Genomic DNA, 23,966 nt, shown 5'->3' on the forward strand with positions numbered 1-23,966 from the left:
GACTGCGCAAGCTTGGCCTGCGCGTCGACCGTCTGCAGCCCGGACCGGATCATCGCCACGCCAGCGGCAGCGGCCGCTGCCACGGCGGCGGCGGCGGCCACGCGCACACGCCGCGAGAAGGCCGCAAGCCGGGCGTTCGCCGCTTCCATCTCGCGGCTGAGCCGTCCGAAGCCACGCGACCCGGCCTCGCCGACGCCTTCCAGTTCGGCGCGCACCTGCCGTCCGCCCACGGCCGCGAGGCGGACGCTGACCCTCTTCTCAGCCATGGGAGTGATCCATCTGTTCGTTGAGTTTGGCGACCATCACCGCTTCGACGCCGGGCAGCAGTTCGGCCATGGCCAAGGGTGGAATGCCAAGCGCGTCACCTAGGGCAAGCGCGGCCGACATGTCCCAGCCGATCACCGCGCCGGGCAGGACACGCAGCTGTCCGCCGAGCCGGCCGACGAGGTCCCAGACCTGCCAACCCTCCTGAGTTTCCGGACGGTTCAGCCGCGCCGGGCAGTCCGGGCAGGTTTGCGCGCAGGCTTGGCAGTAGCGCTCGCCCCCGCCGAAGGACCATTCGGCGAGAGCGCGGAGACGTTTTTTTCCTGCTCCAGTAGCAGACCCTTCGAGACGTAGGTCAGCTGGAAGGCTTCGAAGATCGGCCAGACGTCGAGCAGCGCGTCGATCGCCTCGGGGCTCGGGTCGATGGCGTTGCCGTCGGCGTTGCCGATGCCGTCCCAGGCGAGCACGGCCCGTCGCGCCAGCGATTTCGCGAAGGCAACGGCACGCTCTTCGTCGGAGGCCTCATCGGGCACGGCCTCGACGGCGGGATCGCTACGGGTCGCCACCATCAGTGCGGTGGTCAGAGGGCGCAGCTGCACCCGGACGCCAGAGGCGAGGTCATGCCAGCGGGGCGCGTTCGTCAGGTCGAGCGTCAGCATCAATACGTCTCCACATCGTTCACGAGGGTTGCGGTGCACATCCGGCCGACGATGCTGTCGCGCGCGGCCTGCCAGTCGAAGGTGGCCTGCACGCCCTGCGGGCCCGCAATCTCGATCCGCGGGCGTGGCAGGTAGACGGCGTGCACGGTAAAGGTGAAGCTTTCGCCCGAGGGCAGGCTGTAGGCGAATTCCATCTCGCAGGCCTCGCCATTGATGGCCTGCGTCACCAGCGTTTGGTCGGCAAAGCGCACCTCGATCCGGCCGGTGAGCGCCGCGATGGACGGGTCCGCGCCGTCGATGCGGCCGTCGCTCCGGATGGTCTCGATCCGGTCGAGGTTGTTGGCATAAGTGATCTCGGCGGAGACCACGTTGCCTAGTGCCGTGCCGTTGCGGGTGATCGCGCCGTTGAAATGGCCGAAGCGCTTCAGCTCCAGCGCGGCGGGCGTTCCGGCACTGGTCGTCGTGCCCACCGTCTCGCCCTGCGCCACCAGCCGCCCCGTTGCGGTCAGGAGCCCCGAGCGCTGCATCTGCCAGGTGATCTGGTCGAGAACGCAGCCGGAATACATCGCATAGCGCGGCACCTCGGGCATGCCGGTCTCGATCGACATCGAGGGCAGCGTCCAGGACCCCGACTGGAACTCGTGGGTGTACGGGGCCTCCGCGCCCGTGGTCGTGGGCGTGCCGAAGGCGGCCTTCAGCCAGAACCCGAAGGCCTCGGCGTCGAGCGGGACCACGACATCGCCATCGGCCGTCACCGCATCCTTGATCGGCGCGAGCGGATCGCGGCCGTAGCCCAGCAACTCCGAGTTCAGCAGCGGCTGCTCGGCGCCGAGCGACGTGCTGGCGAAGGGCATGCGGGTGAAGCCGCTGGCGGGCGGCGTTCCATAGGTCGTCTCGAACGCAAGCGCCATCAGCGCCCGCGCCCCCTGGGCTCGTGCCATTGTGTTCTCCTCGGGTTGTCGGGATCAGCCGAGTGGATCGGCCGTGGAATAGTGCAGCACCACCGGGATCACGGCGGCCTTCAGGCTGGCCGCACCCTCGACCGGCAGGTCCACGGGCCGCGGCGCTTCCGCCTCGACCCAGTCGCAGAGCCCGCCCAGCGTGCGGTCGGCGGCGAGCGCCACGCCGACGCTGGCGGTCAGCGTGTCGAATGCGACGTCTCGGATTGCGCCCTGCACGACCGCCTCGATCTCGGCCCGGTGCTGGTAGTGGTAGGCGAGCGGCGACAGCGTCACCTCCGGCTCCCCCGGCTCGCCATCACGCAGGATCAGCAGGCCGTCAGCCGGCACGCGCTCGGGCAACACGTCACCCCGCAGCGCGGTGGCGGGCAGCGCCGAAAGCCGCGCGTGCAGCGCGGCGAGGATGGATTCGCGGGGTGTCATGGGTCGGCCGAGTTGGAAATCGCGTCGAGCACCGGACAATCGGGGACTTCGGCGCCCAAACACCTGGATGCAGTTGTAGCGAGGACGGATTCGATACGCCGAAGATCCGCGATCCTCGCGCGGACATCGGCAAGGTGCCGCTCCGTCCGTTCCTTGACCTCGGCGCAGGTCGGCGCGGCGCCGTCGCCGAGCCCCATCAGCCCGCGGATGTCCTCCATCGAGAACCCGAGTTCGCGGGCGCGCAGGATGAAGCGGAGGCGTGTGGCGTGTGCGGCGGAATAGACCCGGTAGCCGGCGTCCGTGCGGGGCGGGTCGGGCAGCAGGCCGGTCTTCTCGTAATAGCGGATCGTCTCGATGTTGCAGCCGGTCGCCCGGGCCAGGTCGCCGCGTGTGAAGCCGCTCTCGCGCTCGTGATCGGTCATGGGCAAGTTTCCTCTTGAGCCTGTAGTTGCTACAGACCCTACACCTCTCCTCAATCACAGACGAGAGGTGCGCGACATGGCGCTGACAGACGACAGAACGGACAGCACGGGCGCGGATCACCCGGCCCGAAAGGGCTGGCTCGCGGCGGGCGGGGTGCTCGGCGCATTCCTCGCTTCGGCCTGCTGTGTCGGACCGCTGGTGCTGCTGACCCTCGGCATCTCGGGGGCCTGGATCGGCAACCTGACGGCGCTGGAGCCTTACAAGCCGATCTTCGCCGTGATCGCGCTCGGCTTCATCGGGGCGGGTTTCTGGCAGGTCTATTTCCGCAAGCCGACCGTCTGCGAGCCCGGTTCCTACTGCGCAAGGCCAGCATCGGCGCGCATCACCAAGACCGCGCTCTGGGCCTCGCTGATCCTCGTTGTCGCAGCACTCACCATCGACTGGTGGGCCCCGCTTCTCTACTGACCCCGAAAGGACACCCTCATGAAGAAGATGCTTGCTCTTGCCCTGTTCGGCTTGACCGCCGTCGCGCCGATCACGGCCATCCCTGTTGCCGCGCAGACCGTCGCCGCCGAGCAGACCGTCACCTTCGCGGTCGACAACATGACCTGCGCGCTCTGCCCAGTGACGGTGAAGCGCGCGATGGAAGGCGTCGATGGCGTGCGCACCGTCGAGATCGACTTCGAGGCCCGCACCGCCACGGTGATCTTCGATACCGCCGCGACCAGCCCCGACGCCATCGCGGCAGCCTCGGCCAATGCAGGCTACCCGGCGCGCATCGCGGGCTGACGGGATGACCGAGCAGTCCGATCGCAAGCTGATCGCGACAGGGATCGTAGGAACCGTCATCGCGGCGCTCTGCTGCTTCACGCCGGTGCTCGTGGTGCTTCTGGGCGCCGTGGGCCTGTCGGCCTGGCTGGGTTGGCTCGACTACGTTCTGCTGCCCGCGCTCGCGTTTTTCGTCGCACTGACCGTGTACGCGGTCTGGAGACGGCAGCGGCGACTGAACACTCGAACGGATGGATGACCTGATGAAAGACGATTGCTGCGCGCCCAAGGGCGATTTCGACCTTGCCGTGATCGGCGCCGGATCGGCCGGCTTCTCGGCCGCGATCACCGCCGCGGCAGGAGGAAAGCGCGTCGCGCTCATCGGGCATGGCACCATCGGCGGCACCTGCGTGAACGTGGGTTGCGTACCCTCCAAGACGATGATCCGCGCAGCCGAGGCTCTGCACGGCGCGCAGGCGGCGTCCCGGTTTCCTGGCCTCGTCGGCGAAGCGAAGGTCGCCGACTGGACCGCTCTCGTCGCGGCCAAGGACAATCTGGTCGCGACGCTGCGTCAGAAGAAGTACGCGGATTTGTTGCCGGGCTACGAAGGTGTGACCTATCTCGACGAGGGTCCGGCGCGGCTCGTTCCCGGCGGTGTCGATGTCGGCGGGCGCAGGATCACGGCACCCAAGGTCATCGTCGCCACCGGCGGCCGACCCGCCGTGCCCGACATCCCTGGGGTCCAGAACGCACCATCGCTCGACAGCACGTCGCTGCTGGAGCTGGACCAGTTGCCCGAGACCCTGATCTTTCTCGGCGGCGGCTATATCGGCGTGGAACTCGCGCAGATGATGGCGCGGATGGGCACCCGCGTCACCATCGTCTGTCGCTCGCGCCTGTTGCCGCGCACCGAGCCGGAGGTGGCGCAGGCGCTCACCGAGGCCTTGCGCGCCGAGGGTGTCACGGTTCTTGACGGCGCAACCTATCACGCCGCGCGGCACGACGGGGACCGTGCGATGCTGACCGTGACGGTGAATGGCTCGGAGCGCGAACTGACGGCCGACCGCCTTGTCCTGACGACGGGACGCGCACCCAACACCGAGGGGCTGGGCCTCGCGGAGATGGGCGTCGAGACCGACGCACGCGGTGCGATCCGGGTTGGCGACGACATGCAGACCACGAAGCCCGGCATCTTTGCGGCGGGCGACGTGACCGACCGCGACCAGTTCGTCTACATGGCCGCCTACGGCGCGAAGCTTGCCACCCGCAACGCCGTGTTGGGCGGGGCGGAGCGCTACGACAATGCAGCGATGCCGTGGGTGGTGTTCACCGATCCGCAGGTCGCCGGCGTCGGACTGACCGAACGCCGGGCGCGCGCGGCGGGTCATGACGTCAAGACCAGCGTGCTGGCTCTCGACAACGTGCCTCGCGCGCTCGCCGCCCGCGACACGCGCGGCCTGATCAAGCTGGTCGCCGACCGGGCGACCGACCGCCTGCTGGGCGGCGTGATCATGGCGCCGGAGGGAGCCGACAGTGTCCAGACGCTCGTCATGGCGCTGAAGGCCGGCATGACGACAAAGGCGCTCGGCGAGACGATCTTTCCCTATCTCACCACGGTCGAGGGATTGAAGCTCGCCGCGCAGACCTTCGACAAGGATGTCGCGATGCTGTCGTGCTGCGCGGGGTGACCCGAGCCGTCGATCTAGTGGCTGCCGAGCAAGATTGCGCATCGATGCGATCACAACCTACCCTCCACCCAGTTCGCTACGATCAGCCCCGGCACGCTGTCCAATGCCCGGTTCGCGTCCCGCGTGAGATCCAGCCGCTTCGGCAGCTTGACCTGCGGCACCAGCAGGAAGATCGGCGCGGTGACCTTGCCGCGCCCGGTCTTGGAGCGAGAGACCACCGCCTGGCCTTTCGTGTTCAGCCGTCCCTCCGCCACAAGCAGGCTCGGTCCGGTGCGGCGATAGACGAAGCGCAGGCGGAGGCCACGGCGGCGTTCCCATTCGCCGGGGGTGATCCGGCCGCCGCGGAGGGACTTGCCCGCAGCAGGTAATGGGATCGCCAGCCAAAAGCCGTTCTTCGAGCGGATCAACGGGCCGGTGTCGTGCGCGCCGACGATGACCGGGGCCTTCGACCAGACCAGCGCCGCGGCGTCGAGGCTCTCGCCCGACCTCGGAAAGTTCTGGCTCCGGATCGAGTTGGCGAGCCGAGGGCCGAGCCCCGCGCCGGTGATCTGCAAGCGCCAGGCCGACTTCAGCCCGGTCCCGGCCTCGCGCATGGCGGCCGTCACCGCGCGTTCGCCCGCCGCGACCTCGGCCGCCATCATCGTGACGATGTCGGGATCGATGTCGAGCTTCAGTTTCACGCGGGCCTCAGATCGACGGTCCAGACCAGCCGCTCGCGGCCGCGCACGGGCTCGCCCTGAATGAGGAAGGCGTCGCCATCGATCTCGATGCGGTCGCCGGGGCGCGGGTTAGCCACCTCCGCCACGCGCAGGTCAATCCGGGTGGTCTCGGACCAGAGCCGCGCGTCGCCAAAGTCGGAGACGACATCCGCCCGCCGGGCGACGACGCGCACGAGCACGGGCGCGCCGCCGTCGGCGATGTAGACCGCGTCCCGGCCGACGTTCGGATCGGCGAAGAGCGCGCCCACGGCGGCGGCAAAGGCGCTCATCACAAGGTCGCGTTCAGGCGGACTTGGCCGATGGTGTCACCCGCGCCGCTCGCCACCGCCTCGACAGCCACGCCGATGAGGGTGTTGTCGGTCGCGACCGTGGTGCAGCGCTTGTTGGTGTCGTCCCAATAGACCCTGGCGCCGACGGTCCAGGCCTGGGAGCCGACCTTTGTGATGTCGAAGACGCCGACGAGCGCGGTCTCGACAGGCTCGCCGAGGGCGGCGTCCCCGGCCGCGATGCCGAAGATGGAGCCGACGAGCAGGCCATCGCCGGAGGCGACGGCATAGGGCGCGGTCAGGGTGATGGTGTTGCCGGGCTGGACGTAGTTTTTCATGATGGGTTTCCTCGTGGAAAGACGAAGGGCGGCCCGATTGGACCGCCCCGTATGTCAGGGTTCAGAAAGCGCGCCTTACGCGCCCGGGTTCTTGTAGAGACCGCGCCAATCGATCGCCTTGGCGCCGAAGTCGAGGCGGCACTTGATCTCGACGCCGTCGACGTCGAAGCCGTTGCGGGTCTCGATGTAGGCGCCCTGCTGGCCCTCGAGATAGGCGTACTCGATGGTGTCGATCTGGTTCGGGCTCGCGGCCAGATACCAGGCGGTCTCGCTGGCTGCGTCGAGCCGGGGCTCGCTGATCGGCGCGAGCGTGCGGATCGACTGCGGCACCACGCTGGACGTCGCGGCGGGCACGAGGTTCTGCGCGACCAGCTGCTCGGCCTTCAGTTCCAGCGAGGCCGGCACGATCAGGAAGGCGGGCCGGACGTTCAGCACCGTCTTCTTGTCGAGCCCCGTCTGCTTGGCCATCGCCGCCCGCGCCGCTCCGACGCTGCTCACGTCGAGCGCCGCGCCGGTGCCCGCGAGCAAGCAGGCCACGCTGATCGCCATGCTGCGCGCGCCGGACGGCGCGACCATCGAAGAGATCATGGCCGCGACCAGCTGGCAGTCGCACACGGTGCGCGGCGCGATGGCCGGGGCGCTGAAGAAGAAACTCGGGCTCGAGGTGACCTCGGAGAAGGTCGAGAACCGGGGACGCGTGTACAAACTCCCTGCCGCCTGAGGCACCGGACCCCGACAAGTCGATGGCCGCCGCCCCTACGGGGCGGCGGTCGATCATCCTCGAGAAGGGACGAAATCGATGCAAACAGCCTTTTCGGACTTTGGACCCTTCAGGGATCGGATCGAGGCATCGGACAAACTCCGTCCGCACTGAGGCATAGGTTAGAAGTGCACACGCAGGCGGTGGCGTCTGTCTCGGCTCTTCCGAGGCGTTTCTGCTGCGGCCCGATGGACAAGAGCCTCTTTCCCGCACAGAGTGCGATGTCATGGATATGAGCGAGAAAACAGACAAACAAATTCAGAATCTGATCGAGAACCACCGCCGCGCCGGGAAGCTCGACGCCCCGCTGGCCGTAGCGGCTATCGAAGAACAAGGTCGACGCAACAAAGTATTCAACTTCAAGGCCGGCATCGAGTTCTTGTTGCAGGCGGCGCATGACAAGCGTCCGGTTAACTATCGCCAGTTGGCCGAAGCTGGCGGTGTCCTGAAGCCCGGCGACGTTTGGCACCAACACATGGCCCGGAAGATCCCGCTTTCCCAAATCGTCGACTATGCCCACACCCACGACATGCCAGCTATCACTGCGTTGATTGAGACAACGCAGGGAGTGACGGATAGTATTCTTGCTGGGTTCCAGAAAGGGCTGGACGATACCGGAATTCGCGTGCCATCAGGCATGTCCATAAAAGAGTTCTATTTTTCAGAACGGCAACGTGCCTTCGACTGGGCCGCCTCCCAAGAACCGCCGCTGACCCCTCAGTGAATGTCCGCTCCGTCCTCATAGCCGACCGCCGCTACCGCATCCGGATCGCCTCGAACACCCGCCGCAAGGCGAAGGAACGAGCTATCGACACGATAGTGAAGATAGCGCCCATCTTCAGGTTCTGCGCCAGCGTCGTGTGCAGGCCGAAGATCGGGAAGATCAGGATCTGCGTCATGACCGCGACGCCGTAGCCGACGATCACGTTGACGACGGACTCCACCAGCGACATAAGGCGGGACTGCTTCATGCCGCTGCCTCATCCATCGGCCAGCAGTTCAGCCGCCAGAGTTCGCAGCGCATGCGCCGCAACCAAGGGGACCACGCCGTTGCCACAGAGGCGAAGCCGGTCCACCCGGTGGGCCAACCCATCAGCGCCTCGACGAACAGCGGGTTCAAGGTCCGGCGCGCATCGCAGGTATCGCTCCCAGCCATCGGCGTCACCAGGACCTGGCGGCCAAGCAGGCCGTTCACCGGCGTGTTCGCCAGTGTCGTCGCTCCGTCCTTGTGATCCCGGGCCGTCGGCGTCATCCACATCCCCGCCGAATGGGTCAGGTCGGCCGAGCGGCGGTTGCCCGCGCTCGGCTTGCATCCGTCGTTGGCCATCGGCGTCGGCCACATCACGGCCGTCGTCGCGAGATTCATCCCGTGCTGCCCCGCTGCCTGCGACGGCGTCGGCTTCGTCTGTCGGTTCTCGTTGGCGCTGGCCCTCGGCGTCGGCCAGAGCCGGAGCAGTTCCGTCCGGTTTCCACCACTCGACCGGATCCCAGAGCAGGCGCGCGGGGTTGGCCAGCTGGTCTCCTTCGCGGATGGCAAGGATGAACAGCCGCTCGCGCTTGTGCGGCGCGCCGACTTCCGCCGCCGTGAAGAGGCCTGCCGCAAGCTTGTAGCCCATGCCGACCAGTCCGTTGGCGACTTCGGGGAAGCCGAGCCGGAGATGATGGGCGACATTCTCGAGGAAGACGAAGGGTGGCTCGACCTCGCCTATGATCCGGGCGACATGCGGCCAGAGGTGGCGCGGATCGTCCACACCCCGGCGCTTGCCCGCGACGGAGAACGGCTGGCACGGATAGCCCGCAGTGACGATGTCCACCGCACCGCGCCACGGGCGGCCGTCGAAGGTCGCAACGTCGTCCCAGACAACAGCCTGATCCAGGGACGCGTCTTCCATCCGCGCCACGAGAGTGGCTGCGGCGTAGGTTTCCCGTTCGACATGGCCCACAGCACGATATCCGGGGATGGCGATGGTGAGCCCGAGGTCGAGACCACCTGCGCCGGAACAGAGCGAGAGGCCGAAGAGGCATGCGTCTCCGGCTCCGGAAGCGCGTCCGGAGGAAGGTAAAGCCAGGTCATGCATGTCACGCGGCGGTCTTGCGCTTTCGCGCGGGTTCTGGGGCGGCGTCCGGGTCCGGCGTATCGGCCCGGGCCTCGGCATCGTCGCCCAGCCGCTCCGTCCTCACCTGCGCAAATGTCCGACCGTCACCGTCGAGGATCGCGTCGCGGCCGGTCTCGGCCTGCCAGCGTTCGACGGCGACATCGACGTAGGCCGGGCTGATCTCCATCGCGAAGACGCGACGGCCATTGGCCTCGCCCGCCATGATCTGCGAGCCGGAGCCTGAGAACGGCTCGTAGCAGAGGCCGCCCCGCGCCACATGCTGGCGCATCGGGATGCCAAAGGCGTCCAGCGGTTTCGGGGTCGGGTGATCGGGGCGCTCGTCCTTGGCGAAGCTGGGCAGCGCCCATGTCGACGGGAGGGTTTCCTCGGCGACCTTCGGCGGGCGGTTCGGGCGGCGCCAGCCCATGAAGCAGGGCTCGTGCTTCCAGAGGTAGTGCGACCGGGTCAGAACCCCGCGGTCCTTCACCCAGATGATCTGCTGGTGCACGAAGGCGCCTGCCTTTTCCCAGCAGGCTTCCAGCATCGCCTGGCGGCGCGAGGCGTGCCAGCAGTACCAGGCGGCGTTTTCGGCGATGGCCTCGGCCACGGCAGCCGCGATGAAGCCGTCGTAGAGCTCCGCGCCCTGGCTGCTGTCGTCCCAGGTGACGCCGTAGGACTGGCTCCAGTCCTTGTTGCGGGTCGGATGGTTCGAGCCGTCGTAATCGACGAGATACGGTGGGTCCGTGGCGAACAGGATCGCCCGCTCGCCGTTCATCAGGCGGCGCACATCGGCAGCGCTGGTGCTGTCGCCGCAGAGCAGCCGGTGGTCGCCGAGGATCCAGAGATCGCCGGTGCGCGACGCCGGATTGCGCGGCGGTTCGGGGATGGTCACCGGCGGCACGGAGCCCCCGGCGCCACCTTCTTGACCGTCCCCCTCCGGCACGAAGGCCAGCAGCTTGTCCAATTCGCCGTCCGAGAAGCCGACCAACGACAGATCGAAATCATCGGCCAGCAACTCGTTCAGTTCGGCGGACAGCAGCGCCTCATCCCATGTCCCGAGTTCGGTCAGTTTATTGTCCGCGATCCGGTAGGCCCGTCGCTGCGCCTCGGTCAGATGCCCGAGCACGATCACCGGCGCTTCGGTCAGCCCGAGCTGCGTCGCGGCCAGCACGCGCCCGTGCCCCGCGATCAGCTCGCCATCCTCAGCAACGAGGCAGGGCACGGTCCAGCCGAACTCGGCCATGCTGGCGGCGATCTTCGCGACCTGGTCCGCGCCATGCGCCTTCGCGTTCTTCGCGTAGGGCTGAAGCTTGGCCAGCGGCCACATCTCAATCCGATCCGGGGAAAAGCTCAGCGTCATCGTCAGGTCGTCCTTCGGATCAGGGTGGATGCCCCTGGCTTCCGAACACCGGGGTCCAGACTGGACTCCAGGCGGGGTCCAGCGGCCACCAAGGGTGTCCAGCATCAAGAGTTTGATTTTGCAGTGTTTCAGGCGCGTTCAGGCGGCGCTGGCTTCCGGGTGGCTTCCCAAAAATCCGGCCCTGTCGCTAGCGATGCGTCGTGCTTCGCCCGCCAGCATACGAATGTCGCCAGGAAGGAACCGGAAACTCCCTCGTGGTGGACCCCGGCCAGACCCTTGCTGGATACCGGGGTCCAGACGGCCCCCCGTCAACGCAAGGGGAGAGCGGGCTTTCCAGCGCACTCTCCCCATCTTGCCTTCGGAATAGCATGGATCTGTTGCAGATGTCGAAGGAAAAAGTGTTGCAACACATTGGAGTCACTGCGCATTCAGACGCGCAGCGATCTTGGTCAGCGCCAGTTGCCAGCGACGCCACGCGGTCGTGCGGTCGCAACCCAGTTCCCCGCTGATCTGCTTCCACGGCACCCGAGCCGCGCGCGACCAGACCAGCTTGCGCTCCGCCTCCTCGATCCAGAGCATCCAGTCGAAGGTCTGCTCGAGCCGGGTGATCGCGGCGGCCGAGGGCCAGACCCGCATCGGCTGCGGCTCCATCGCCGCGATCTCGCGGCTGGTCCGCACGATGTCGGGCCAGGTGTTGAAGTAGCCCTGCGCCTTGACGGGCGGCAGCTTGCGGAGGGTGCGGAACGCTTCCTCGAAATGATCGGCGACGCAGTCGGCGGTCCATTCGCGATCAGCCATGGCGCGCCTCCCTGTCGGAAGGACGCGGGCCGTAGAGCTTTTCGCCGAGCTGGCGGACCAGTTCACGCTCGGGCCAGGTGAGGCGGTCGTCATCCGCGGAGACCGCGAGGACGCCCTGTTCCTGCCAGCCCTCGCGCTTGACCTGCTCGGGATCCCGGCGGCGGCCGCCGTAGCCGTGGGGATGCCATCTCATGCGACACCTCCCTTCGTCTCGATTGCCCAGAGCAGGATGGCGATGGCGTCGGCCTCGTTGTCGTCGGCCGGGCTGAAGCCAAGGGCGCGAACGGCGGCGACCATGGCTGCCTTTTCGGCGTTGCCCTTGCCAGCGGCGTGACGCTTGATCGTGCCGACCGGGACGCCCTCGTAGGGCACGCCGCGCAGTTCCGCCCATGCGGTCAGCGTGGCCATGAGCCCGCCGTAGATGTGGCTCGCGTCGGTGCCTGCGTGCCGGCGGACTTCCTCGAACCAGATCGCAGCAACGGGTCCGGACAGCCGGTCAATCTCGGTCAGCCAGTTGGTGAAGCGCAGGTAGCGCATGCCGCCGCCGTCGAAGCGCCCCGGGCGCAGCGAGACGGTGCCGCTGGTGATCAGCCCGTCATGGCCGCGGATCGCCCAGCCGGTTGAGGTGCCGAGGTCGAGCGCGAGGATGCAGCGGTTGCGGGGGGCGTCGAGCGGCAGCGGTTCAAACCTTGCGCCGTCGCAATTGGGGATCAGAGTCGGCTGAGCCATGATGGGTCTCCTTTGCCGGTGGCCTGTGGTGGTGGAAGACGACGGCGGTCTGGTGCTTGGCGGTACGGGGCCGCCGTCGTCGGATCGGAAAGCACAAGGGAGCGTCACGGCGGCGCGCGGGGCTGGCCCGGACGTATGGGAGGAGTGGCCAACCCTGTGGGGTGGCCCTCCCATACGTAGTATGGGGGTTTGACACCTAACTGTTCCGGGGAGGACAAGTGACTGAAATCATTGCGGAATAAGACTTCATCAAGTCTTCGGGCATGAGTTTGGGACCTAACTCTTATTTGCCCGTAACCCGTTGATTTCGTTGAGTGCACAGTTGGCGCTGTCATATGAGTCAGGCCTCACTCATATGAGTTAGGTCGTCCTCCAGCCCCTCCGGGTAGACCCAGACGGCGGGGTTTTCGACCTGCAGGCAGAGCCCCGACTGGGGACATTTGAAGTGGCTGGGCAGGACCGGACGGACCTCGGTGGTGACCTCGCCGGTGGCCGGATCAATCTCCTCGACGGGCGCGCCGAACTGCATTCCCTCGACGCATAGGTAGCCGAACCGGGACCGGGTGACGGGGAAGCCGAACCCCGAGGGGTCGCGCAGGAACTTCACGAAGCCCTTGGTCGCCAGCACGCTGAGGCGCTCACGGATCGTGTGCTTGCTGCCCAGACCGCCCCGGTTCTCGAAGGTCTCGGCGAACTGCATCGCGGTGTAGAGGCGCTCGCTGGCCGCCTCATCCAGCAACATGCCGAGGATGACATCGTGCTTGCGCAGCCGCTCGGCATCGAGCTTGGCGCCGACCTCCTTGCGCACCAGGCGCTCGTTCATCGGGTTCAGCTCGACCCACTCGCCCTTCACCTTGTCGATCAGCTTTCCCGGTAGCGCGGGTCCGTTCCGCAGCTCGATCTCCAGCCTGCGGACGCTGCTGTCCTCGTCGGGCCGGTGCATGAGCAGCCCCGAGGTGTAGAAGCCGCGCAGCGCGCTGGCGCCGGAGAGGGCGAGGAAGGGATCGTCCTTGACCTGATGCTTGCTGGCCTTGCGGGTGTGGTGGGCGAGGATGACGCCCGCGTCCGGATTGACCGCCTCGCGCAGAAGCTCCACCCGGTCCTTCAGGAAGAACATCATGGCGGTGTTGTCGTTCTCGCCACCGCCCTCGGGACCGCCATCGAAGAGGTTGCGGATCGGGTCGATGACGATGATGTCGGGCGGCGCGTCGGGGAATGCAGCCTGGATCGCCTCGGCAACGCGGGCGACGCCCTCCGCGTCGAGCAGCAGCTTCAACTTCGGTGTGGCGATGAAGGTGTCGCGCGCGGCGGCGATCACGGTGGCGGGCAGCGCGATCTGCTGCATGCGCTCGCGCAGGTAGTGATACTGGATCTCGGCCTGCAGGTAGAACACGCGCAGCGGCCGGGGCGGCGTCAAGCCGAGGAACGGCACGCCAGCGGCCATGTGCACGAGCCAGGAGATCAGGAAGTCGCTCTTGCCGACCTTGGGCGCGCCGCCCAGCACCAGGAGCCCGCCCGGCGTCAGCACGCGGGGGCCAATGATGTCCTCGGGCATAGGACTGGTGTCGTCGAGCAGCGCGCCGAGGCTGAAGGTCGGCAGCGGGCTGGCCGGGGCACCGGCATGGGCTGCGCGCAGGAGCGGCGGGCCGTTGCGCTTCACATGCAGCGCCCAGAGCCGTTCGGACTCGGCCTGAAGCCGATCGAGCGGCCAGGACGGGCGCAGCATGGCGGCGTTGTAGCCGCAGATCGCCTCCCAGCCCGCGAAGGGGTCGAGGCGGCCCCCGTGCACGAGGCGTACGTAATGGCCGATGGCGGCGCTGGCCCCCTGGAACCGGGACCACTCGTCGACCGCGCCTTCGCGCACCGGCGTGGTGAGCACCGCGTCGATGCCGGGTTTCGCGGTCGGCGCGGTTGCGTCGCTGGCGAAGCCTACGCCTGGCAGCGGCGGCATGTCGGCGACCTTTTCCGCGAAATCGGCAAGATCCACTTCGACCGAGCGATGCTCGCGGATCTGCACGAGGCGTTGATGGCCGTGCTTGTGATAGACGGTGCCGGGCACCCGGATCGGCTGGTGCGCGGAGCGGAAATGCGTGTCGCCGCCGACCTTCACCGCGATCTCGCCCCGCAGGCGACAGAGGGTGACCAGGTCCTCTCCCTCAGCGGGTTCGGTCAGTTTCCACCAGACATGGAGCTTCGCGGCGCCCTCTGGCGTGCGCCCGCCGCTTTCGATGATCAGCGTCGGCGTTCCGATGTGGCGGGTGACATGGTCCAGCTTGGCCGGGATGTCGCCCGCGTCGAGATCGACGACTATGGCCTGCATCTGCAGCACGTCAGCGGCGCGGGCCTGGCCCTGTTCCTCGACCGTGCCGGGGATGACATAAACCGCAGCGCCTTCACGGTTGGCCCATGCGGCAAAGGTCGTGAGTTTCCCTGGTGCGCTGTCGTCGGCCGCGATCCAGATGTTGTGCGGCTTGCCGTCCCGGCCCTGACCCTTATCGACGAAGCCGCGGAGCGGGATCAGCCCCTCGCACCAGCTGAACACGGTATCGAGGAAGACGGCGATCTGCCCGGGGTCGGGGTCGCAGCCGAAAGGGTTCTCGGACGGCGGCCCGTCGTTGAAGTCCATCCACGGGTTGAAGTGCAGGATGCCGTTGTCGCTCATGCGGGAAGCCTCCAGCAGCGCGCGGACCAAGGGCAGAACCGGCATTCGAAGAAGTCGCGGCTGGCGGCGATGCGGGGCAGCAGCTCGCCGGCGTCGGTGGCCTGCAGGATCCGGACGCCGCGGTCCGACATGCGCTGCGCGAGATCGGCATCGAAGGGCACGAGCTCATGGTGAAGCTCGGCGGTGTCCTTGTTGATCGCTGTGAACACGGCGGGGGCGGCCGAAATGCCCGGCACGCTTGCTTCCATGTAGGCCTGGTAGACGGCGATCTGGGCGGCATAGACGGGCTTGGAGACCGTGACCCCGTCCTTGACGCAGGCGCGCCAGTTCTTCGCGTTCATCGTCTTGCATTCCCAGAGCGCCGGGACGGCGAGGCCGAAGCCTTCCGGGCCGGCGGCAAAGATGCCGTCGACATGGCCACGGATGCGCCCGCCCGCGACAGAGAACCCGAACTGGCCGCCGTCTGGACGGTTGCCTTTTTGCGTGTAGAGCTCGAACCCCGCGCCGCGCAGCCAGCGGATGGCGAGCTCTTCCAGCTCGTGCCCGATGGCAAAGATGCGCAGCAGCTTGCCGGAGAAGTCCTGGCCCTCGTCCTTGGGCGCATCGGCGAACTCGAACTGCAGCGCGCGTTCGCAGGCGTGGCCGAGGCGCGAGCCGCCGAGATAGTCGCGGGGCGGCCGCGTCGCCTGATCGGCGGTGAGGGCCCGATCAACGGCGGCGTTGACCCGGTCGGCAAAGCTGGGGCGGCGGTTATAGTCCAGCATGCTGGCCTCCCTCGTAGCTGCGGTGGGCGAGCCCGTGGCAGGTCGAGCAGAGCCATTCGACCGAGAGCGGCGCGTCATAGTCGTGGTGATGCGCTTCGAGGTCGGTCACGCAGCCACATCGCTGACACCAGACCGGCACGACGATCCGACAAGCCTTGACGGCACGCCTGACGATGCTGTGGGCCCGATATTTCTCGGCGTGGCGCAGGCGATAGCGACGCTGCGCCTCCCGATGCTTCTCGGGGTTCCTGAATTTCTGCGCGTAGGCGCGCTGGTATTCCCGGCGGCAGTCGCGGCACCAGGTCTGCCGACCATCGGGACTGAGCCGGCGGCGTCCGAACTCGCAGACGTCCTTCTCGACGCCGCATTTTGTGCAGAGCTTGGTCAAAACGGCACCTCCGGCGTCTGCGCCCGGGCGATGTCGGACATGGCCTCGCGGAAGCCCTCGACGGCGTCCTCGATCAGCGCGCGCACCTGCGCCTCGGTCAGATCCGCAAGCGGGGTGGCCCAGCCGATCTCGTCCATCAGCAGCGCCACGCGCTTCATGGTGGCGGTGATCGCGGCGCGCTCCTCCTCGGTCAGATCAACCATGGCGAAATGCTCCCGCGCCAAGCGCGTCCAGAAGGACTGGCAGGACATCGAGCAGAACCAGACCGAGGGCCGGGGTCGCTTCGACCGGTGCGGATCGAACCAGCCGAAGCCACGGGTGGGTTGCCGGCAGACAGCACAGAGCGTTCCACGCGGATGCCAGAGTCGCCGCCGGTCCTCGGCCGTGATGGGGATGAAGGTGGACATGGGTCATGCCGCCCTCCGTGCGGGGCTGGCCGCCGTGTCGATCAGCTGGCGGATGGCGCGCTTGTTGAAGCCGAAGGTCATCAGCGCCGAGGCGCGGTAGCGCGTCAGGCCGAAGTCGTGGCGGCACTCGGGCGGTAGGTACTGCAGCTGCTTTTCGGTCGGCGGCTGGCGCAGCCAGGAGCGGGTCTTGAAGGCGCTCTCGTCGGTCTCGTGGGTGTTCAGCCAGTCGTCGGCCTGCGCTAGGCAGACCGTGCGCTCGCCGACGCCGAGCAGATGCGGGCGTTCGCCTTTGGCCCCGCCGATTGCGTACCAGACCCCGTCCAGCCAGAAGATGCCGCCCCAGGCTGCGAAGCCCGTGGCCATCAGCGCGTCGTCCGTGCCGTAGAGGTCGACCCACGCGAAGCTGGACCGCTTCAGCAGGTCGATCTCGGTCATCATGAAGCCCGACAGCGGCGCGGCACCGTCACCTTCACCGGCCTCTTCGTCCTCGCGCGGGAACACCTCGCCGCAAAGCGGGCATTCGGTGGCGGCGAGCGGAATATCGGCGCCGCAGCCGGGGCAGGTCTTGGTCGGCGCCTCGCCGGTTTCGGTCTTGCCGTCGAGATCGACATCCTGTTCCAGCGTGCCGTGGATCAGGCTCGACGTCCCGAAGTCCAGCACGACGCAGTCGGTCTTGACGATGCCGGGGTGTTCCTCGGGATCGACGGTGCGCAGGCCGCGCCCGACCATCTGGATCATGGTGGACTTGTAGGAACTGGGCCGCAGCAGCACGACGCAGGAGGTGGGCGGGTGGTCCCAGCCCTCGGTCAGCACCGCGACGTTGACGACGACGCGGATGTCCCCCGCCGCGTAGTCGGCGAGGATCGCCTTGCGGGTCTCGGCCGCCAGATCGCCATGGATCAGCGCGGCGGAAACGCCCGCCGCCCTGAAGGCGTCGGTGACGTGTTCGGCATGCGCGACGGTGGAGCAGAACACTACGGTCTGCCGGTCGCCCGCCTTCTCCTTCCAGTGCCGGATCACCTCGTCGGTGACGGGGGCGCGGTCCATGATGCCGGCCACCTCTGCCATGTCGAAATCCGACATGGTCTTGCGGACAGAACGCAGCTCGTCCTGCACGCCCACGTCGATGACGAAGGTGCGCGGCGGCACGAGATGGCCCGAGGCGATCAGCTCGCCCAGCCGCACCTGATCGGCGACATTGTCGAAGACCTCGCGCAGGCCCTTCCTGTCGCCCCGGTTCGGCGTCGCCGTGACCCCGAAGATCCGGGCGTCGGGATTGGCCTCGCGCACCCGATCGATGATGCGGCGGTAGCTGTCGGCGACGGCATGGTGCGCCTCATCCACGACCAGCAGGTCGAGACGCGGCATGTCGGCCAGGTTCGAAGCCCGCGCCAGCGTCGGCACCATGGCGAAGGCGACCTTGCCGCCCCAGGACTTCTCCGTGGCGTCGATGACCGAGGTGGCGACGCCCGGCACCACGCGCTGGAACTTGGCGCGGTTTTGCGCCGTCAGCTCGTCGCGATGGGCGAGCACGCAGGCCTTGGCGCCGTCGCCGATCATCTCGCCGGTGACCGCCGAGAGCATGATGGTCTTGCCCGCACCGGTGGGCGCCACGCCCAGCGTGTTGCCGCGGGAGGCGAGCGCAGCCACGCTGCGCTCGACGAAGGTCTTCTGGCGGGGGCGCAGGCGCATGGCCGGTCTCCCCCTTACTGCGCCCAGCTCGGCCGCCCGGCGGCGCCGGGGGCGGACGCGGGCTGACTGGGCTGGGTGGCCGTGGCGGGCTGCTGCGGGGCGTGGCCCTGCGCCGGGGCGGCGGCGAACTGCGGCGCGGCCGTGCCCATCAGCGCGGCGTAGTCGCGGTGATCGGGGGTGACAGCAGCGCGGATCTCGTTCTTGTCCTCGCCGTTGGTGTCGGTGCCGATGTCGATGCGGGCGACGAACTCGACGCCGTCGAGATCGCCGAAGCCGTTGATGCGGCGGCGCGCCTGCGCCTCGGGCGAGTTGTCCTTGTCCGACACGCCGCGCGCCGAGTTGAGGATGCCGCGGATCAGGCCGCGCCCCATGTTGGCCCAGTCAGGGCCCTTCGGGCTGTAGAGGCCGATCAGCGACCAGACCTTGCGGCGGGCGTAGGGCCCCTCGAGCACCGTGTATTCGGCGTCGAGATAGACGGCGCCGGTGGCGGCGCGGCGCGCCCAGCCGCCGGTCCAGCCCTGCGAGGGGTCGTCGAAGCCGCCGGGGCGGAGCGTCAGGCGCACCTTGGCGAGCGTGCCCTTGGGGATGACGTTGGTGTTGGATTGGGCGGAGTTGAAGTCGTTCCAGGGTCCGGACATTGCGCGGCTCCTTTCAGGTTGAGGATGGGACGCGCAGCGGCGTCAGAGGGGAAAAGCCACCCCGGCGACCGGATCGGGACACCGGGCGTGGGGGGAGGCGCTCAGCCATGGCCGGGCTCCTGCGCGGGGGCGGGATCTGCCGGGGTCACCAGCGGCCAGGTCAGGCGTTCGGAGGCAGGCGCCGCGGGGCGATGGATCTTCTCCATCAGCCGGCCAAGATGCGGCGGCTCGACCCTGTCGAGGCGGCCCGAGCGGTCCTTGGCCGGATAGCCCCAGGAGTTCAGAGTCTGGCAGACGAAGGCGCGCTGCGGCTGGCCGCCGGGGTCCGGGATGTCGGCCATGGTGATGACCTGATCGACGATCCCCGGCAGCTCCAGCCCGGTCTTCGAGCCGTCGATCTGCGGCTGGAAGACCTTGCGATTGAAGTCGTCGAGCCTCTCGTCGAGGATGCCCACGAACCAGACATGCTTGCCGCGCGTGTGCTGCAGGTGGGTCAGCCAGCCGATCATCTCGCGGCCATGCAGCCCGTAGGCGCCGCGGATGTCGGGCTTGCCGGTCTTCTCGGAGAACGCCTCGGGTTGGCCGCGGCACCATTGGAAGCAGAGACGACCGGCCACGGTGATCGAGTCGATGAAGACGGTCTCGTACTTTCCGATCACCGCCGGATCGCCGTAGCGCCCGCAGACCTCGTCGAAATGCGCCTGGCTGTAGGGCTGATCCTCGCGCAGCGCCGGGTTCGGCCGCCGATGAACACCGCGAAATCACGGCATTCCTTCCATGTGCGGGGCCGGAGCGTGTCGATCTCCAGCCCCTCGACCGCCAGATCCCCGGCCTCGAGATCGAGGAAGAGCGTGGTCGGGGCGTTCAGCGTCCAGAGCAGACTGGTCTTCCCGATGCCGGACCGGCCGAAGATGACGCCCTTGATACCCTTGCGCTGAGCGAGCCGTTCGTCAGCGCCGATGATGGGAAGGGCCATCACTGGCCCTCCTTCTTCATCACTGCCGCGGCGGCGCGATCCGCGCCGATGCACCCGGCCTCGCGGGCGAGCTTGTAGAGGCGCTTCAGCGCGTCGGCGCGGCGGTAGGCGGCGGTGCTCTCCCGCTCAGCCTCCACGATCGCGAAGGCGATCTCGTCGACGGTCGCCTCGACGACCGGCATCGGCTCGTGCGGTTCGTCTCCGGGACGCTGCGGGAGGGAGAAGGTTTCGGGGAGATCTTCGAGGGCGTAGTTCACCTTGCGAAGACAGGTGATGGCGTCCGGCTGGTCCGGCATGGCGGTTCTCCGTGAGATGATGTGATCAAGGAGGCGCATCACGCGGCCTCGCGGACGTCGGGCGCGGGCTCGGCGACGTAGATCGCCAAGAGCGGCGTCCCGTCGGCATGGGCGCCGGCGTCCTCGATCTGATAGTTGCGGTTGGGCTCGCAGACCTCGGTCAGCTCCCAGCGGCGATAGAGCCCCGGAAGACGCCTGAAATCCTCGAGCGACAGATCGGCAGTGCGGTTCATGCGTGTCTGCTTTCGGTTGGAGGGAAGGCGCTCGGGGCGCTCGAATGGAAAAAGCCACCGGCGGGACCGGATCGGGACATCGGGTCAGGGGATTTCCTCGAGGGCGTCGTTCAGTCGGCGCATCGCGCGCTGGTACCGCTTGCGGGCGGCGGCCTCGGTCAGGCCCAGTGCGGCTCCCGCTTCGGCTTGGGAAAAGCCCTCGACCGCCACGCGGATCACCAGCAGGGCGTCGTCGCCGAGCAGCTTCCGCACGGCGCCGTTCAGCAGTGCGTACCCGTCTGCGCCGATGCCGCGGTTGCCGCTGTCCGCCACCTCGTCGGGATCGGCGCAGCTGGCGAGATATTCGCGTGCCGTGTCGCGCCGGCGCACGCGGATCATGTCGCGCTCGACGTTGCGCAGCACCGTGGCCGCGATCCAGTTGACGCGCCTGAGATCGAGGCTGCGGACTGCCTCGGTGGTGCGCGCCAGAACGTCGGACGCGATCTCATCGGCAGTGCCGAGCCTGCGCCAGATCGATCGGCGGCGGATGGCGTCGAGGCCGGGCCAGAGCGCCAGCAGGAGCAACGTCAGCGCACAGTCGGACGCGGGCCCGTCGCCCTGCGCCGCTCTGACGAGCGCGGAGAGGATCAGGTTCTTCTGGCCCTGATCGCCGGTCGTGCCGTGCAGCCCGTCCAGCAGGGCCGCCGGATCCCGGAACGGTGTGAGGGCAGCCTGCGCACGTCGGACGGCGTCGAAACTGCGCTGGAAGTGAAGGTTGGAAGAAGAATGCATGAGGTGATCACGGATCTCGTGCCACGCGATAGACATCGGACGCCTGCCTTGCGGCCAGGCGTCCGGCGCCTTCTCGTGGCCAGGTCAGGACGTCGCGCGTCTCTGCGATTTCAGGGGATTGGGTGAATGCGCGCGTCAGCGCGCGGGCGCGGTCGCGTTGTTCAGCGTGCCGCAGCCGCGGCAGGTGGCCTGAACCGGGAAGCCCACGAGATACTCGTGCCCCCGCGCGAAGCGCAGGTGCATGCGGCCGTCCCGGCAGACGCCGAGCAGCTTGTCACAGCGCGTGCAGCGCCATTCCGAGTTGTGGTTGGTGGGCTTGGTCTTCGCGGTGCCGGACCAGCTCGTCGGGGCTGCCTGGCGCGAGGGGAAGGGAGTCGGCATGGAAGTGCTCCTCTGATCGATGGAGCACTCCCATTGGCCTGAGGAATCGGAGCCCGTCAGACCCCCCAATCGGAGCCGGATCGGAGCCAGCTGTCAGATTGCGATCTCCCACGGCCCCTTGGCGCCAAGACTTCTCAGAAAGTTGGCCTTCAGCTTGTCCCACAGCGGCTGCTTGAAGATGTTCGACAGGGACTGGTCTTCAGCGATTCCCTTGACAATATCCTTGGTCGACATCGGCGTCGGGCCGTTGTTGTGGGCATCGACCAGCCGCTGGATGATCTGGATGCGGTTTTCGCCCTTGATGTCGATGGTGCCTTTCCCTGGCACGAAGAGGGTCGCGATATCATCGCCGCTACGGGTGAGTCCGACCGTCATGCCTCCACGGGCCAATATCCGATGTCGCCGGAACACGGACCGGAGCTTGTCTGCGACCAACGCGATTTCGGCTTGCTTGGTGTCGATCTGATCAACAAGTGGCGTCAGAACATTGGCCGCCAGGCACGGTCCAGGAGCGGTGCCGGCCTGCAGAACCAGTCCAATACCGAGGTTGTGGCGCGCCCGAAGTTCCGTATCGACGGCAGACCGGACCCTCTCCCGGTCGAGACCACGCGCAAGGTAGATCGGAACATCGCCGCCATCGATGCTGAGCGTTCCAAGGTAGAGGAGATGATCGGTCAGCTTCTCGATGGCGGGCGCATCGAGCGCCTTTTCGAGACTTTCCTTCAGGTGTTGCGCGACCCAGCCGTCACGCACCCGATAGATCCTGTAGCGATCCGGGTTGCCCGCAGACGTCGCCTGTCCCTCAGTGACCTTGAGGTCGGCCACCTTACGGTCTTCTTCCTCCGCATCTCCCTTCTCGATACGAACGACCACTTCGGCTGCCACCGGGCCGACCTCGTCTTCATCGTCGATCAGGTCGTCGCCTTCCCAGCCGGCCGGCACGAGGAAGCCCAGATCGTTCAGGAGGCCAGGATCGACACCGCGAGATTGGAGCCATGCGCCGGTGACCCTGTCAGCTCCGATATCCCATATGGCCAGCAAGGCGGGCATGACAGCCATGCTCTCCTCATCGCCCGGTGCACGGCCATCACGGAGGATGTTCCAGTGTCTGAGCAAGCGATGCCCCAGAACGCGCTCGAAAGGGTCGTCGATGCTGAGAAGGCTGCTCGTGTTGCGGTCGGTGAGCGTGAAGTTGAGGGTTTGCGCCTCATCTCGTCCCGCGCGGAAATACCGGACCGCAATCTCGACGAAGCGGATTGCGAGCGCCCGCTCGAAGATCCTCGGAAGGCCCGGATGGCTGTCGATGATCTCTGAGATGTCCTGGTCGATCGTGGTGGAAAGCGAGAGGCGGTTGGCGAGATTGCCGATGCTGATGTCAGCGCGGATCACCTGCGCGCGGTCGATCACCACCTCGTCAAGTTCCGGCGGTTCAAGATCGAGCCCCTGCAGGAACTGCGAAATGTCGTAGGCCTGAAAGTCGACGGGCTGGTTGGAGTAAGTCTGCTCGAGGGCAGTCTCGATGAAGCGTTCGGCAACTGTGTGCCTGAGCTTTCGGTTGCCTGCGCGGACATGGACCCGCCCAGTCGATGGCGTCTAGACGATCATCGCCTCTCCAGGCGGGCGGAAATAGATGCTCGACCGATTGCCATCGTCATCGATCTCCCGAACGCTCGTGGGGGGATCGGGATGGAATAGCAGGTACATCTCCGCCGCCGGTTCATCGCCGTCCTCGGGGATGTCGAACTTGTCGATGCTGTAGCCGTCGCCGCGATCGAGACGCTTGTTGAGGTCGACCAGAAGCTCGTCGAGCAATGCACTGCCGGCGTCGGGGCCCCCATCGACCGAAGGCTCGGCCATGAAGGTCTGGTAGTGCTTGTCGTAGCGCCGGTAGAGACGCAGGTGCAGGCTGTTCTCCGCCGCTTCAAACAAGCCGTGTTCGTTGGCGTAAGCCCACAGGCTTCGCGCGAGCTTGTCCCGCCGGTTCAGAAGTTCCTTGGCGCGCTCGGGTTCGAGCGTGGTCTTGGCGAGACCTTCGAGGACATACTCGCCACGGTGGCTTGCGATTGTGACGATCCGGGCAGCTTCAGCTTCGAGAGGCCCCAGCCGGTCCTTCTTTTCCTGGGGCAGCATATTTCTGGCAACCGACGGACCGTCCGGATTCTCGGGGTCGAACCTGTAGGGCCCAAGCCAGCTCAGCCTCTCGAAAGCCTTGCTCTTGAGGAATCCGGACAGCAGTTCCGGCTCTGCATCGTCGAATAGCCGAGAAAGATTGGGGCAAGTTCTGGCCGGGGCGCGTACCATATAAATCTCCGAAAATACTGAGCTGAACTATAGATCGCGACCGTAGTGCCTAGCTCGGGGCTCGACACCGCGACGTCGCCTCAGGGGGCCGAGTTGACTAACACCACCCTCCCGGGCCGAGAGAATCGTTAGGGCAAGATTCACGCGCGCGTCCTCGATCAGCGCCGAAATACGGGGACCGATCGGGCTTGCTTTGCACGGCATGAA

The 23,966-nt window shown here is 67.3% G+C and carries 35 protein-coding genes and 2 pseudogenes; 6 read left to right on the forward strand and 31 right to left on the reverse strand.

The annotated features are described in order from the left end of the window. The 6 genes and pseudogenes from BLW17_RS00005 to BLW17_RS00025 form a co-directional block, all read right to left on the reverse strand. Positions 1-266: pseudogene (locus tag BLW17_RS00005) on the reverse strand (phage tail tape measure protein); the annotation flags it as partial. Then, positions 259-402, reverse strand: a complete 144-nt coding sequence (locus tag BLW17_RS18390) for a DUF7697 family protein (RefSeq protein WP_170835562.1) — start codon at positions 400-402, stop codon at positions 259-261. The gene BLW17_RS18390 and the pseudogene BLW17_RS00005, both read right to left, overlap by 8 nt. Positions 403-485: 83 nt before the next feature. Then, positions 486-923: a hypothetical protein gene (locus BLW17_RS00010; protein WP_036732914.1), complete on the reverse strand. Its 438-nt coding sequence runs from the start codon at positions 921-923 to the stop codon at positions 486-488. Beyond that, positions 923-1,864, reverse strand: coding sequence for a phage tail tube protein (locus BLW17_RS00015; protein ID WP_036732913.1), 942 nt, complete (start codon positions 1,862-1,864; stop codon positions 923-925). Before BLW17_RS00015 ends, BLW17_RS00010 begins: the two co-directional genes overlap by 1 nt. A 24-nt stretch (positions 1,865-1,888) precedes the next feature. Beyond that, positions 1,889-2,305, reverse strand: coding sequence for a hypothetical protein (locus tag BLW17_RS00020; RefSeq protein ID WP_036732911.1), 417 nt, complete (start codon positions 2,303-2,305; stop codon positions 1,889-1,891). Further along, positions 2,302-2,727, reverse strand: coding sequence for a MerR family transcriptional regulator (locus BLW17_RS00025; RefSeq protein ID WP_036732909.1), 426 nt, complete (start codon positions 2,725-2,727; stop codon positions 2,302-2,304). The genes BLW17_RS00020 and BLW17_RS00025 overlap by 4 nt, the downstream gene beginning before the upstream one ends. Before the next feature lie 76 nt (positions 2,728-2,803). Here BLW17_RS00025 and BLW17_RS00030 point away from each other — a divergent pair, with 76 nt between their 5' ends. From BLW17_RS00030 to merA, 4 genes are read left to right on the forward strand one after another with little or no spacing between them, the layout of a single operon-like run. After that, the gene (locus BLW17_RS00030; RefSeq protein ID WP_036732906.1) at positions 2,804-3,193 is read left to right on the forward strand and encodes a mercuric transporter MerT family protein; all 390 of its coding nucleotides are present in this window, start codon (positions 2,804-2,806) and stop codon (positions 3,191-3,193) included. An 18-nt stretch (positions 3,194-3,211) separates the two neighbouring features. Beyond that, the gene (locus tag BLW17_RS00035; RefSeq protein WP_036732904.1) at positions 3,212-3,517 is read left to right on the forward strand and encodes a heavy-metal-associated domain-containing protein; all 306 of its coding nucleotides are present in this window, start codon (positions 3,212-3,214) and stop codon (positions 3,515-3,517) included. A 4-nt stretch (positions 3,518-3,521) separates the two neighbouring features. Further along, entirely contained in the window at positions 3,522-3,755 is a 234-nt protein-coding gene (gene merF / locus BLW17_RS00040; RefSeq protein ID WP_139305874.1) for a mercury resistance system transport protein MerF, read from the forward strand. Continuing rightward, positions 3,748-5,184 (forward strand): mercury(II) reductase, encoded by a 1,437-nt coding sequence (gene merA, locus BLW17_RS00045; protein ID WP_036732900.1) that lies wholly within the window; start codon positions 3,748-3,750, stop codon positions 5,182-5,184. Before merF ends, merA begins: the two co-directional genes overlap by 8 nt. A gap of 50 nt (positions 5,185-5,234) precedes the next feature. Here merA and BLW17_RS00050 read toward each other — a convergent pair whose 3' ends face one another. The 4 genes from BLW17_RS00050 to BLW17_RS18395 all read right to left on the reverse strand — a co-directional run bounded on the left by BLW17_RS00050 (position 5,235) and on the right by BLW17_RS18395 (position 7,083). Continuing rightward, entirely contained in the window at positions 5,235-5,864 is a 630-nt protein-coding gene (locus tag BLW17_RS00050) for a DUF6441 family protein (protein WP_036732899.1), read from the reverse strand. Beyond that, the gene (locus BLW17_RS00055) at positions 5,861-6,172 is read right to left on the reverse strand and encodes a head-tail joining protein (protein ID WP_036732897.1); all 312 of its coding nucleotides are present in this window, start codon (positions 6,170-6,172) and stop codon (positions 5,861-5,863) included. Before BLW17_RS00055 ends, BLW17_RS00050 begins: the two co-directional genes overlap by 4 nt. Next, positions 6,172-6,507 (reverse strand): DUF2190 family protein, encoded by a 336-nt coding sequence (locus BLW17_RS00060; protein ID WP_036732895.1) that lies wholly within the window; start codon positions 6,505-6,507, stop codon positions 6,172-6,174. The genes BLW17_RS00055 and BLW17_RS00060 overlap by 1 nt, the downstream gene beginning before the upstream one ends. 75 nt (positions 6,508-6,582) lie before the next feature. Continuing rightward, entirely contained in the window at positions 6,583-7,083 is a 501-nt protein-coding gene (locus tag BLW17_RS18395; protein WP_483140692.1) for a phage major capsid protein, read from the reverse strand. On the opposite strand from BLW17_RS18395, the gene BLW17_RS18400 reads away from it, so the two are divergent. After that, on the forward strand, positions 6,968-7,228 hold the full coding sequence (locus BLW17_RS18400; RefSeq protein WP_331429081.1) for a DUF3489 domain-containing protein: 261 nt from the start codon (positions 6,968-6,970) through the stop codon (positions 7,226-7,228). The two genes, BLW17_RS18395 and BLW17_RS18400, sit on opposite strands and share 116 nt — an antisense overlap. 271 nt (positions 7,229-7,499) lie before the next feature. After that, positions 7,500-7,991 (forward strand): hypothetical protein, encoded by a 492-nt coding sequence (locus BLW17_RS00075; RefSeq protein ID WP_211656917.1) that lies wholly within the window; start codon positions 7,500-7,502, stop codon positions 7,989-7,991. A 31-nt stretch (positions 7,992-8,022) separates the two neighbouring features. On the opposite strand, the gene BLW17_RS00080 is transcribed toward BLW17_RS00075, so the two are convergent. From BLW17_RS00080 to BLW17_RS00165, 21 genes and pseudogenes are all read right to left on the reverse strand, one after another. Then, positions 8,023-8,238, reverse strand: a complete 216-nt coding sequence (locus tag BLW17_RS00080) for a DUF7220 family protein (protein WP_036732890.1) — start codon at positions 8,236-8,238, stop codon at positions 8,023-8,025. Beyond that, the gene (locus BLW17_RS18405) at positions 8,235-8,594 is read right to left on the reverse strand and encodes a hypothetical protein (protein ID WP_231572765.1); all 360 of its coding nucleotides are present in this window, start codon (positions 8,592-8,594) and stop codon (positions 8,235-8,237) included. The genes BLW17_RS00080 and BLW17_RS18405 overlap by 4 nt, the downstream gene beginning before the upstream one ends. Positions 8,595-8,838: 244 nt before the next feature. Next, positions 8,839-9,423: pseudogene (locus tag BLW17_RS18410) on the reverse strand (DNA cytosine methyltransferase); the annotation flags it as partial. Next, complete coding sequence (locus tag BLW17_RS00090; RefSeq protein ID WP_036732884.1) at positions 9,347-10,723, reverse strand: site-specific DNA-methyltransferase; 1,377 nt, start codon at positions 10,721-10,723, stop codon at positions 9,347-9,349. The pseudogene BLW17_RS18410 and the gene BLW17_RS00090, both read right to left, overlap by 77 nt. A 417-nt stretch (positions 10,724-11,140) precedes the next feature. Further along, a complete protein-coding gene (locus BLW17_RS00095) occupies positions 11,141-11,521 on the reverse strand; it encodes a DUF6362 family protein (protein WP_036732881.1) in 381 nt (126 codons plus the stop codon). Further along, positions 11,514-11,714, reverse strand: a complete 201-nt coding sequence (locus BLW17_RS00100) for a hypothetical protein (RefSeq protein ID WP_028720215.1) — start codon at positions 11,712-11,714, stop codon at positions 11,514-11,516. The genes BLW17_RS00095 and BLW17_RS00100 overlap by 8 nt, the downstream gene beginning before the upstream one ends. Next, entirely contained in the window at positions 11,711-12,250 is a 540-nt protein-coding gene (locus BLW17_RS00105) for a crossover junction endodeoxyribonuclease RuvC (protein ID WP_036732878.1), read from the reverse strand. Before BLW17_RS00105 ends, BLW17_RS00100 begins: the two co-directional genes overlap by 4 nt. 340 nt (positions 12,251-12,590) lie before the next feature. Further along, on the reverse strand, positions 12,591-14,912 hold the full coding sequence (locus BLW17_RS00110) for an AAA family ATPase (protein WP_231572762.1): 2,322 nt from the start codon (positions 14,910-14,912) through the stop codon (positions 12,591-12,593). Beyond that, positions 14,909-15,676, reverse strand: a complete 768-nt coding sequence (locus tag BLW17_RS00115) for a hypothetical protein (protein WP_036732872.1) — start codon at positions 15,674-15,676, stop codon at positions 14,909-14,911. The genes BLW17_RS00110 and BLW17_RS00115 overlap by 4 nt, the downstream gene beginning before the upstream one ends. Then, positions 15,663-16,064, reverse strand: a complete 402-nt coding sequence (locus BLW17_RS18230; protein WP_157814984.1) for a hypothetical protein — start codon at positions 16,062-16,064, stop codon at positions 15,663-15,665. The genes BLW17_RS00115 and BLW17_RS18230 overlap by 14 nt, the downstream gene beginning before the upstream one ends. After that, a complete protein-coding gene (locus BLW17_RS00120; RefSeq protein WP_036732925.1) occupies positions 16,061-16,267 on the reverse strand; it encodes a DUF6511 domain-containing protein in 207 nt (68 codons plus the stop codon). The genes BLW17_RS18230 and BLW17_RS00120 overlap by 4 nt, the downstream gene beginning before the upstream one ends. A gap of 207 nt (positions 16,268-16,474) precedes the next feature. Further along, on the reverse strand, positions 16,475-18,163 hold the full coding sequence (locus BLW17_RS00125) for a DEAD/DEAH box helicase (RefSeq protein ID WP_036732869.1): 1,689 nt from the start codon (positions 18,161-18,163) through the stop codon (positions 16,475-16,477). 14 nt (positions 18,164-18,177) lie between these two features. After that, the gene (locus BLW17_RS00130; protein ID WP_036732867.1) at positions 18,178-18,801 is read right to left on the reverse strand and encodes a hypothetical protein; all 624 of its coding nucleotides are present in this window, start codon (positions 18,799-18,801) and stop codon (positions 18,178-18,180) included. A gap of 101 nt (positions 18,802-18,902) precedes the next feature. Next, entirely contained in the window at positions 18,903-19,460 is a 558-nt protein-coding gene (locus BLW17_RS18750) for an ATP-binding protein (RefSeq protein ID WP_269429073.1), read from the reverse strand. Further along, positions 19,457-19,777 (reverse strand): AAA family ATPase, encoded by a 321-nt coding sequence (locus BLW17_RS18755; RefSeq protein ID WP_269429072.1) that lies wholly within the window; start codon positions 19,775-19,777, stop codon positions 19,457-19,459. Before BLW17_RS18755 ends, BLW17_RS18750 begins: the two co-directional genes overlap by 4 nt. Continuing rightward, positions 19,777-20,073, reverse strand: coding sequence for a hypothetical protein (locus BLW17_RS00140; RefSeq protein ID WP_036732865.1), 297 nt, complete (start codon positions 20,071-20,073; stop codon positions 19,777-19,779). The genes BLW17_RS18755 and BLW17_RS00140 overlap by 1 nt, the downstream gene beginning before the upstream one ends. Before the next feature lie 38 nt (positions 20,074-20,111). Beyond that, positions 20,112-20,306, reverse strand: coding sequence for a hypothetical protein (locus BLW17_RS00145; RefSeq protein WP_018303655.1), 195 nt, complete (start codon positions 20,304-20,306; stop codon positions 20,112-20,114). A gap of 84 nt (positions 20,307-20,390) precedes the next feature. Next, positions 20,391-21,113 carry an RNA polymerase sigma factor gene (locus BLW17_RS00150; RefSeq protein ID WP_036732862.1) on the reverse strand — a complete coding sequence of 241 codons (723 nt, stop codon included), beginning with the start codon at positions 21,111-21,113 and terminating at the stop codon, positions 20,391-20,393. 99 nt (positions 21,114-21,212) lie between these two features. Continuing rightward, the gene (locus BLW17_RS00155; protein ID WP_036732858.1) at positions 21,213-21,458 is read right to left on the reverse strand and encodes a hypothetical protein; all 246 of its coding nucleotides are present in this window, start codon (positions 21,456-21,458) and stop codon (positions 21,213-21,215) included. A gap of 93 nt (positions 21,459-21,551) precedes the next feature. Further along, positions 21,552-22,865: a hypothetical protein gene (locus BLW17_RS00160; RefSeq protein ID WP_139305875.1), complete on the reverse strand. Its 1,314-nt coding sequence runs from the start codon at positions 22,863-22,865 to the stop codon at positions 21,552-21,554. A 186-nt stretch (positions 22,866-23,051) separates the two neighbouring features. Further along, positions 23,052-23,759, reverse strand: a complete 708-nt coding sequence (locus tag BLW17_RS00165; protein ID WP_139305876.1) for a hypothetical protein — start codon at positions 23,757-23,759, stop codon at positions 23,052-23,054. Between the last annotated feature and the right edge of the window lie 207 nt (positions 23,760-23,966).

The organism is Paracoccus sanguinis (assembly GCF_900106665.1).
Taxonomy (GTDB): domain Bacteria; phylum Pseudomonadota; class Alphaproteobacteria; order Rhodobacterales; family Rhodobacteraceae; genus Paracoccus; species Paracoccus panacisoli.

Excerpts from the sequence above, each read along its gene's own strand:
- BLW17_RS00010 (WP_036732914.1), bottom strand. The coding sequence starts at position 923 with ATGCTGACGCTCGACCTGACGAACGCGCCCCGCTGGCATGACCTCGCC.
- BLW17_RS00015 (WP_036732913.1), bottom strand. The coding sequence starts at position 1,864 with ATGGCACGAGCCCAGGGGGCGCGGGCGCTGATGGCGCTTGCGTTCGAG.
- BLW17_RS00020 (WP_036732911.1), bottom strand. The coding sequence starts at position 2,305 with ATGACACCCCGCGAATCCATCCTCGCCGCGCTGCACGCGCGGCTTTCG.
- BLW17_RS00025 (WP_036732909.1), bottom strand. The coding sequence starts at position 2,727 with ATGACCGATCACGAGCGCGAGAGCGGCTTCACACGCGGCGACCTGGCC.
- BLW17_RS00030 (WP_036732906.1), top strand. The coding sequence starts at position 2,804 with ATGGCGCTGACAGACGACAGAACGGACAGCACGGGCGCGGATCACCCG.
- BLW17_RS00035 (WP_036732904.1), top strand. The coding sequence starts at position 3,212 with ATGAAGAAGATGCTTGCTCTTGCCCTGTTCGGCTTGACCGCCGTCGCG.
- merF (WP_139305874.1), top strand. The coding sequence starts at position 3,522 with ATGACCGAGCAGTCCGATCGCAAGCTGATCGCGACAGGGATCGTAGGA.
- merA (WP_036732900.1), top strand. The coding sequence starts at position 3,748 with ATGGATGACCTGATGAAAGACGATTGCTGCGCGCCCAAGGGCGATTTC.
- BLW17_RS00055 (WP_036732897.1), bottom strand. The coding sequence starts at position 6,172 with ATGAGCGCCTTTGCCGCCGCCGTGGGCGCGCTCTTCGCCGATCCGAAC.
- BLW17_RS00060 (WP_036732895.1), bottom strand. The coding sequence starts at position 6,507 with ATGAAAAACTACGTCCAGCCCGGCAACACCATCACCCTGACCGCGCCC.
- BLW17_RS18395 (WP_483140692.1), bottom strand. The coding sequence starts at position 7,083 with ATGGTCGCGCCGTCCGGCGCGCGCAGCATGGCGATCAGCGTGGCCTGC.
- BLW17_RS00075 (WP_211656917.1), top strand. The coding sequence starts at position 7,500 with ATGAGCGAGAAAACAGACAAACAAATTCAGAATCTGATCGAGAACCAC.
- BLW17_RS00080 (WP_036732890.1), bottom strand. The coding sequence starts at position 8,238 with ATGAAGCAGTCCCGCCTTATGTCGCTGGTGGAGTCCGTCGTCAACGTG.
- BLW17_RS18405 (WP_231572765.1), bottom strand. The coding sequence starts at position 8,594 with ATGGCCAACGACGGATGCAAGCCGAGCGCGGGCAACCGCCGCTCGGCC.
- BLW17_RS00090 (WP_036732884.1), bottom strand. The coding sequence starts at position 10,723 with ATGACGCTGAGCTTTTCCCCGGATCGGATTGAGATGTGGCCGCTGGCC.
- BLW17_RS00095 (WP_036732881.1), bottom strand. The coding sequence starts at position 11,521 with ATGGCTGATCGCGAATGGACCGCCGACTGCGTCGCCGATCATTTCGAG.
- BLW17_RS00100 (WP_028720215.1), bottom strand. The coding sequence starts at position 11,714 with ATGAGATGGCATCCCCACGGCTACGGCGGCCGCCGCCGGGATCCCGAG.
- BLW17_RS00105 (WP_036732878.1), bottom strand. The coding sequence starts at position 12,250 with ATGGCTCAGCCGACTCTGATCCCCAATTGCGACGGCGCAAGGTTTGAA.
- BLW17_RS00110 (WP_231572762.1), bottom strand. The coding sequence starts at position 14,912 with ATGAGCGACAACGGCATCCTGCACTTCAACCCGTGGATGGACTTCAAC.
- BLW17_RS00115 (WP_036732872.1), bottom strand. The coding sequence starts at position 15,676 with ATGCTGGACTATAACCGCCGCCCCAGCTTTGCCGACCGGGTCAACGCC.
- BLW17_RS00120 (WP_036732925.1), bottom strand. The coding sequence starts at position 16,267 with ATGGTTGATCTGACCGAGGAGGAGCGCGCCGCGATCACCGCCACCATG.
- BLW17_RS00125 (WP_036732869.1), bottom strand. The coding sequence starts at position 18,163 with ATGCGCCTGCGCCCCCGCCAGAAGACCTTCGTCGAGCGCAGCGTGGCT.
- BLW17_RS00130 (WP_036732867.1), bottom strand. The coding sequence starts at position 18,801 with ATGTCCGGACCCTGGAACGACTTCAACTCCGCCCAATCCAACACCAAC.
- BLW17_RS18755 (WP_269429072.1), bottom strand. The coding sequence starts at position 19,777 with ATGGCCCTTCCCATCATCGGCGCTGACGAACGGCTCGCTCAGCGCAAG.
- BLW17_RS00140 (WP_036732865.1), bottom strand. The coding sequence starts at position 20,073 with ATGCCGGACCAGCCGGACGCCATCACCTGTCTTCGCAAGGTGAACTAC.
- BLW17_RS00145 (WP_018303655.1), bottom strand. The coding sequence starts at position 20,306 with ATGAACCGCACTGCCGATCTGTCGCTCGAGGATTTCAGGCGTCTTCCG.
- BLW17_RS00150 (WP_036732862.1), bottom strand. The coding sequence starts at position 21,113 with ATGTCTATCGCGTGGCACGAGATCCGTGATCACCTCATGCATTCTTCT.
- BLW17_RS00155 (WP_036732858.1), bottom strand. The coding sequence starts at position 21,458 with ATGCCGACTCCCTTCCCCTCGCGCCAGGCAGCCCCGACGAGCTGGTCC.
- BLW17_RS00165 (WP_139305876.1), bottom strand. The coding sequence starts at position 23,759 with ATGGTACGCGCCCCGGCCAGAACTTGCCCCAATCTTTCTCGGCTATTC.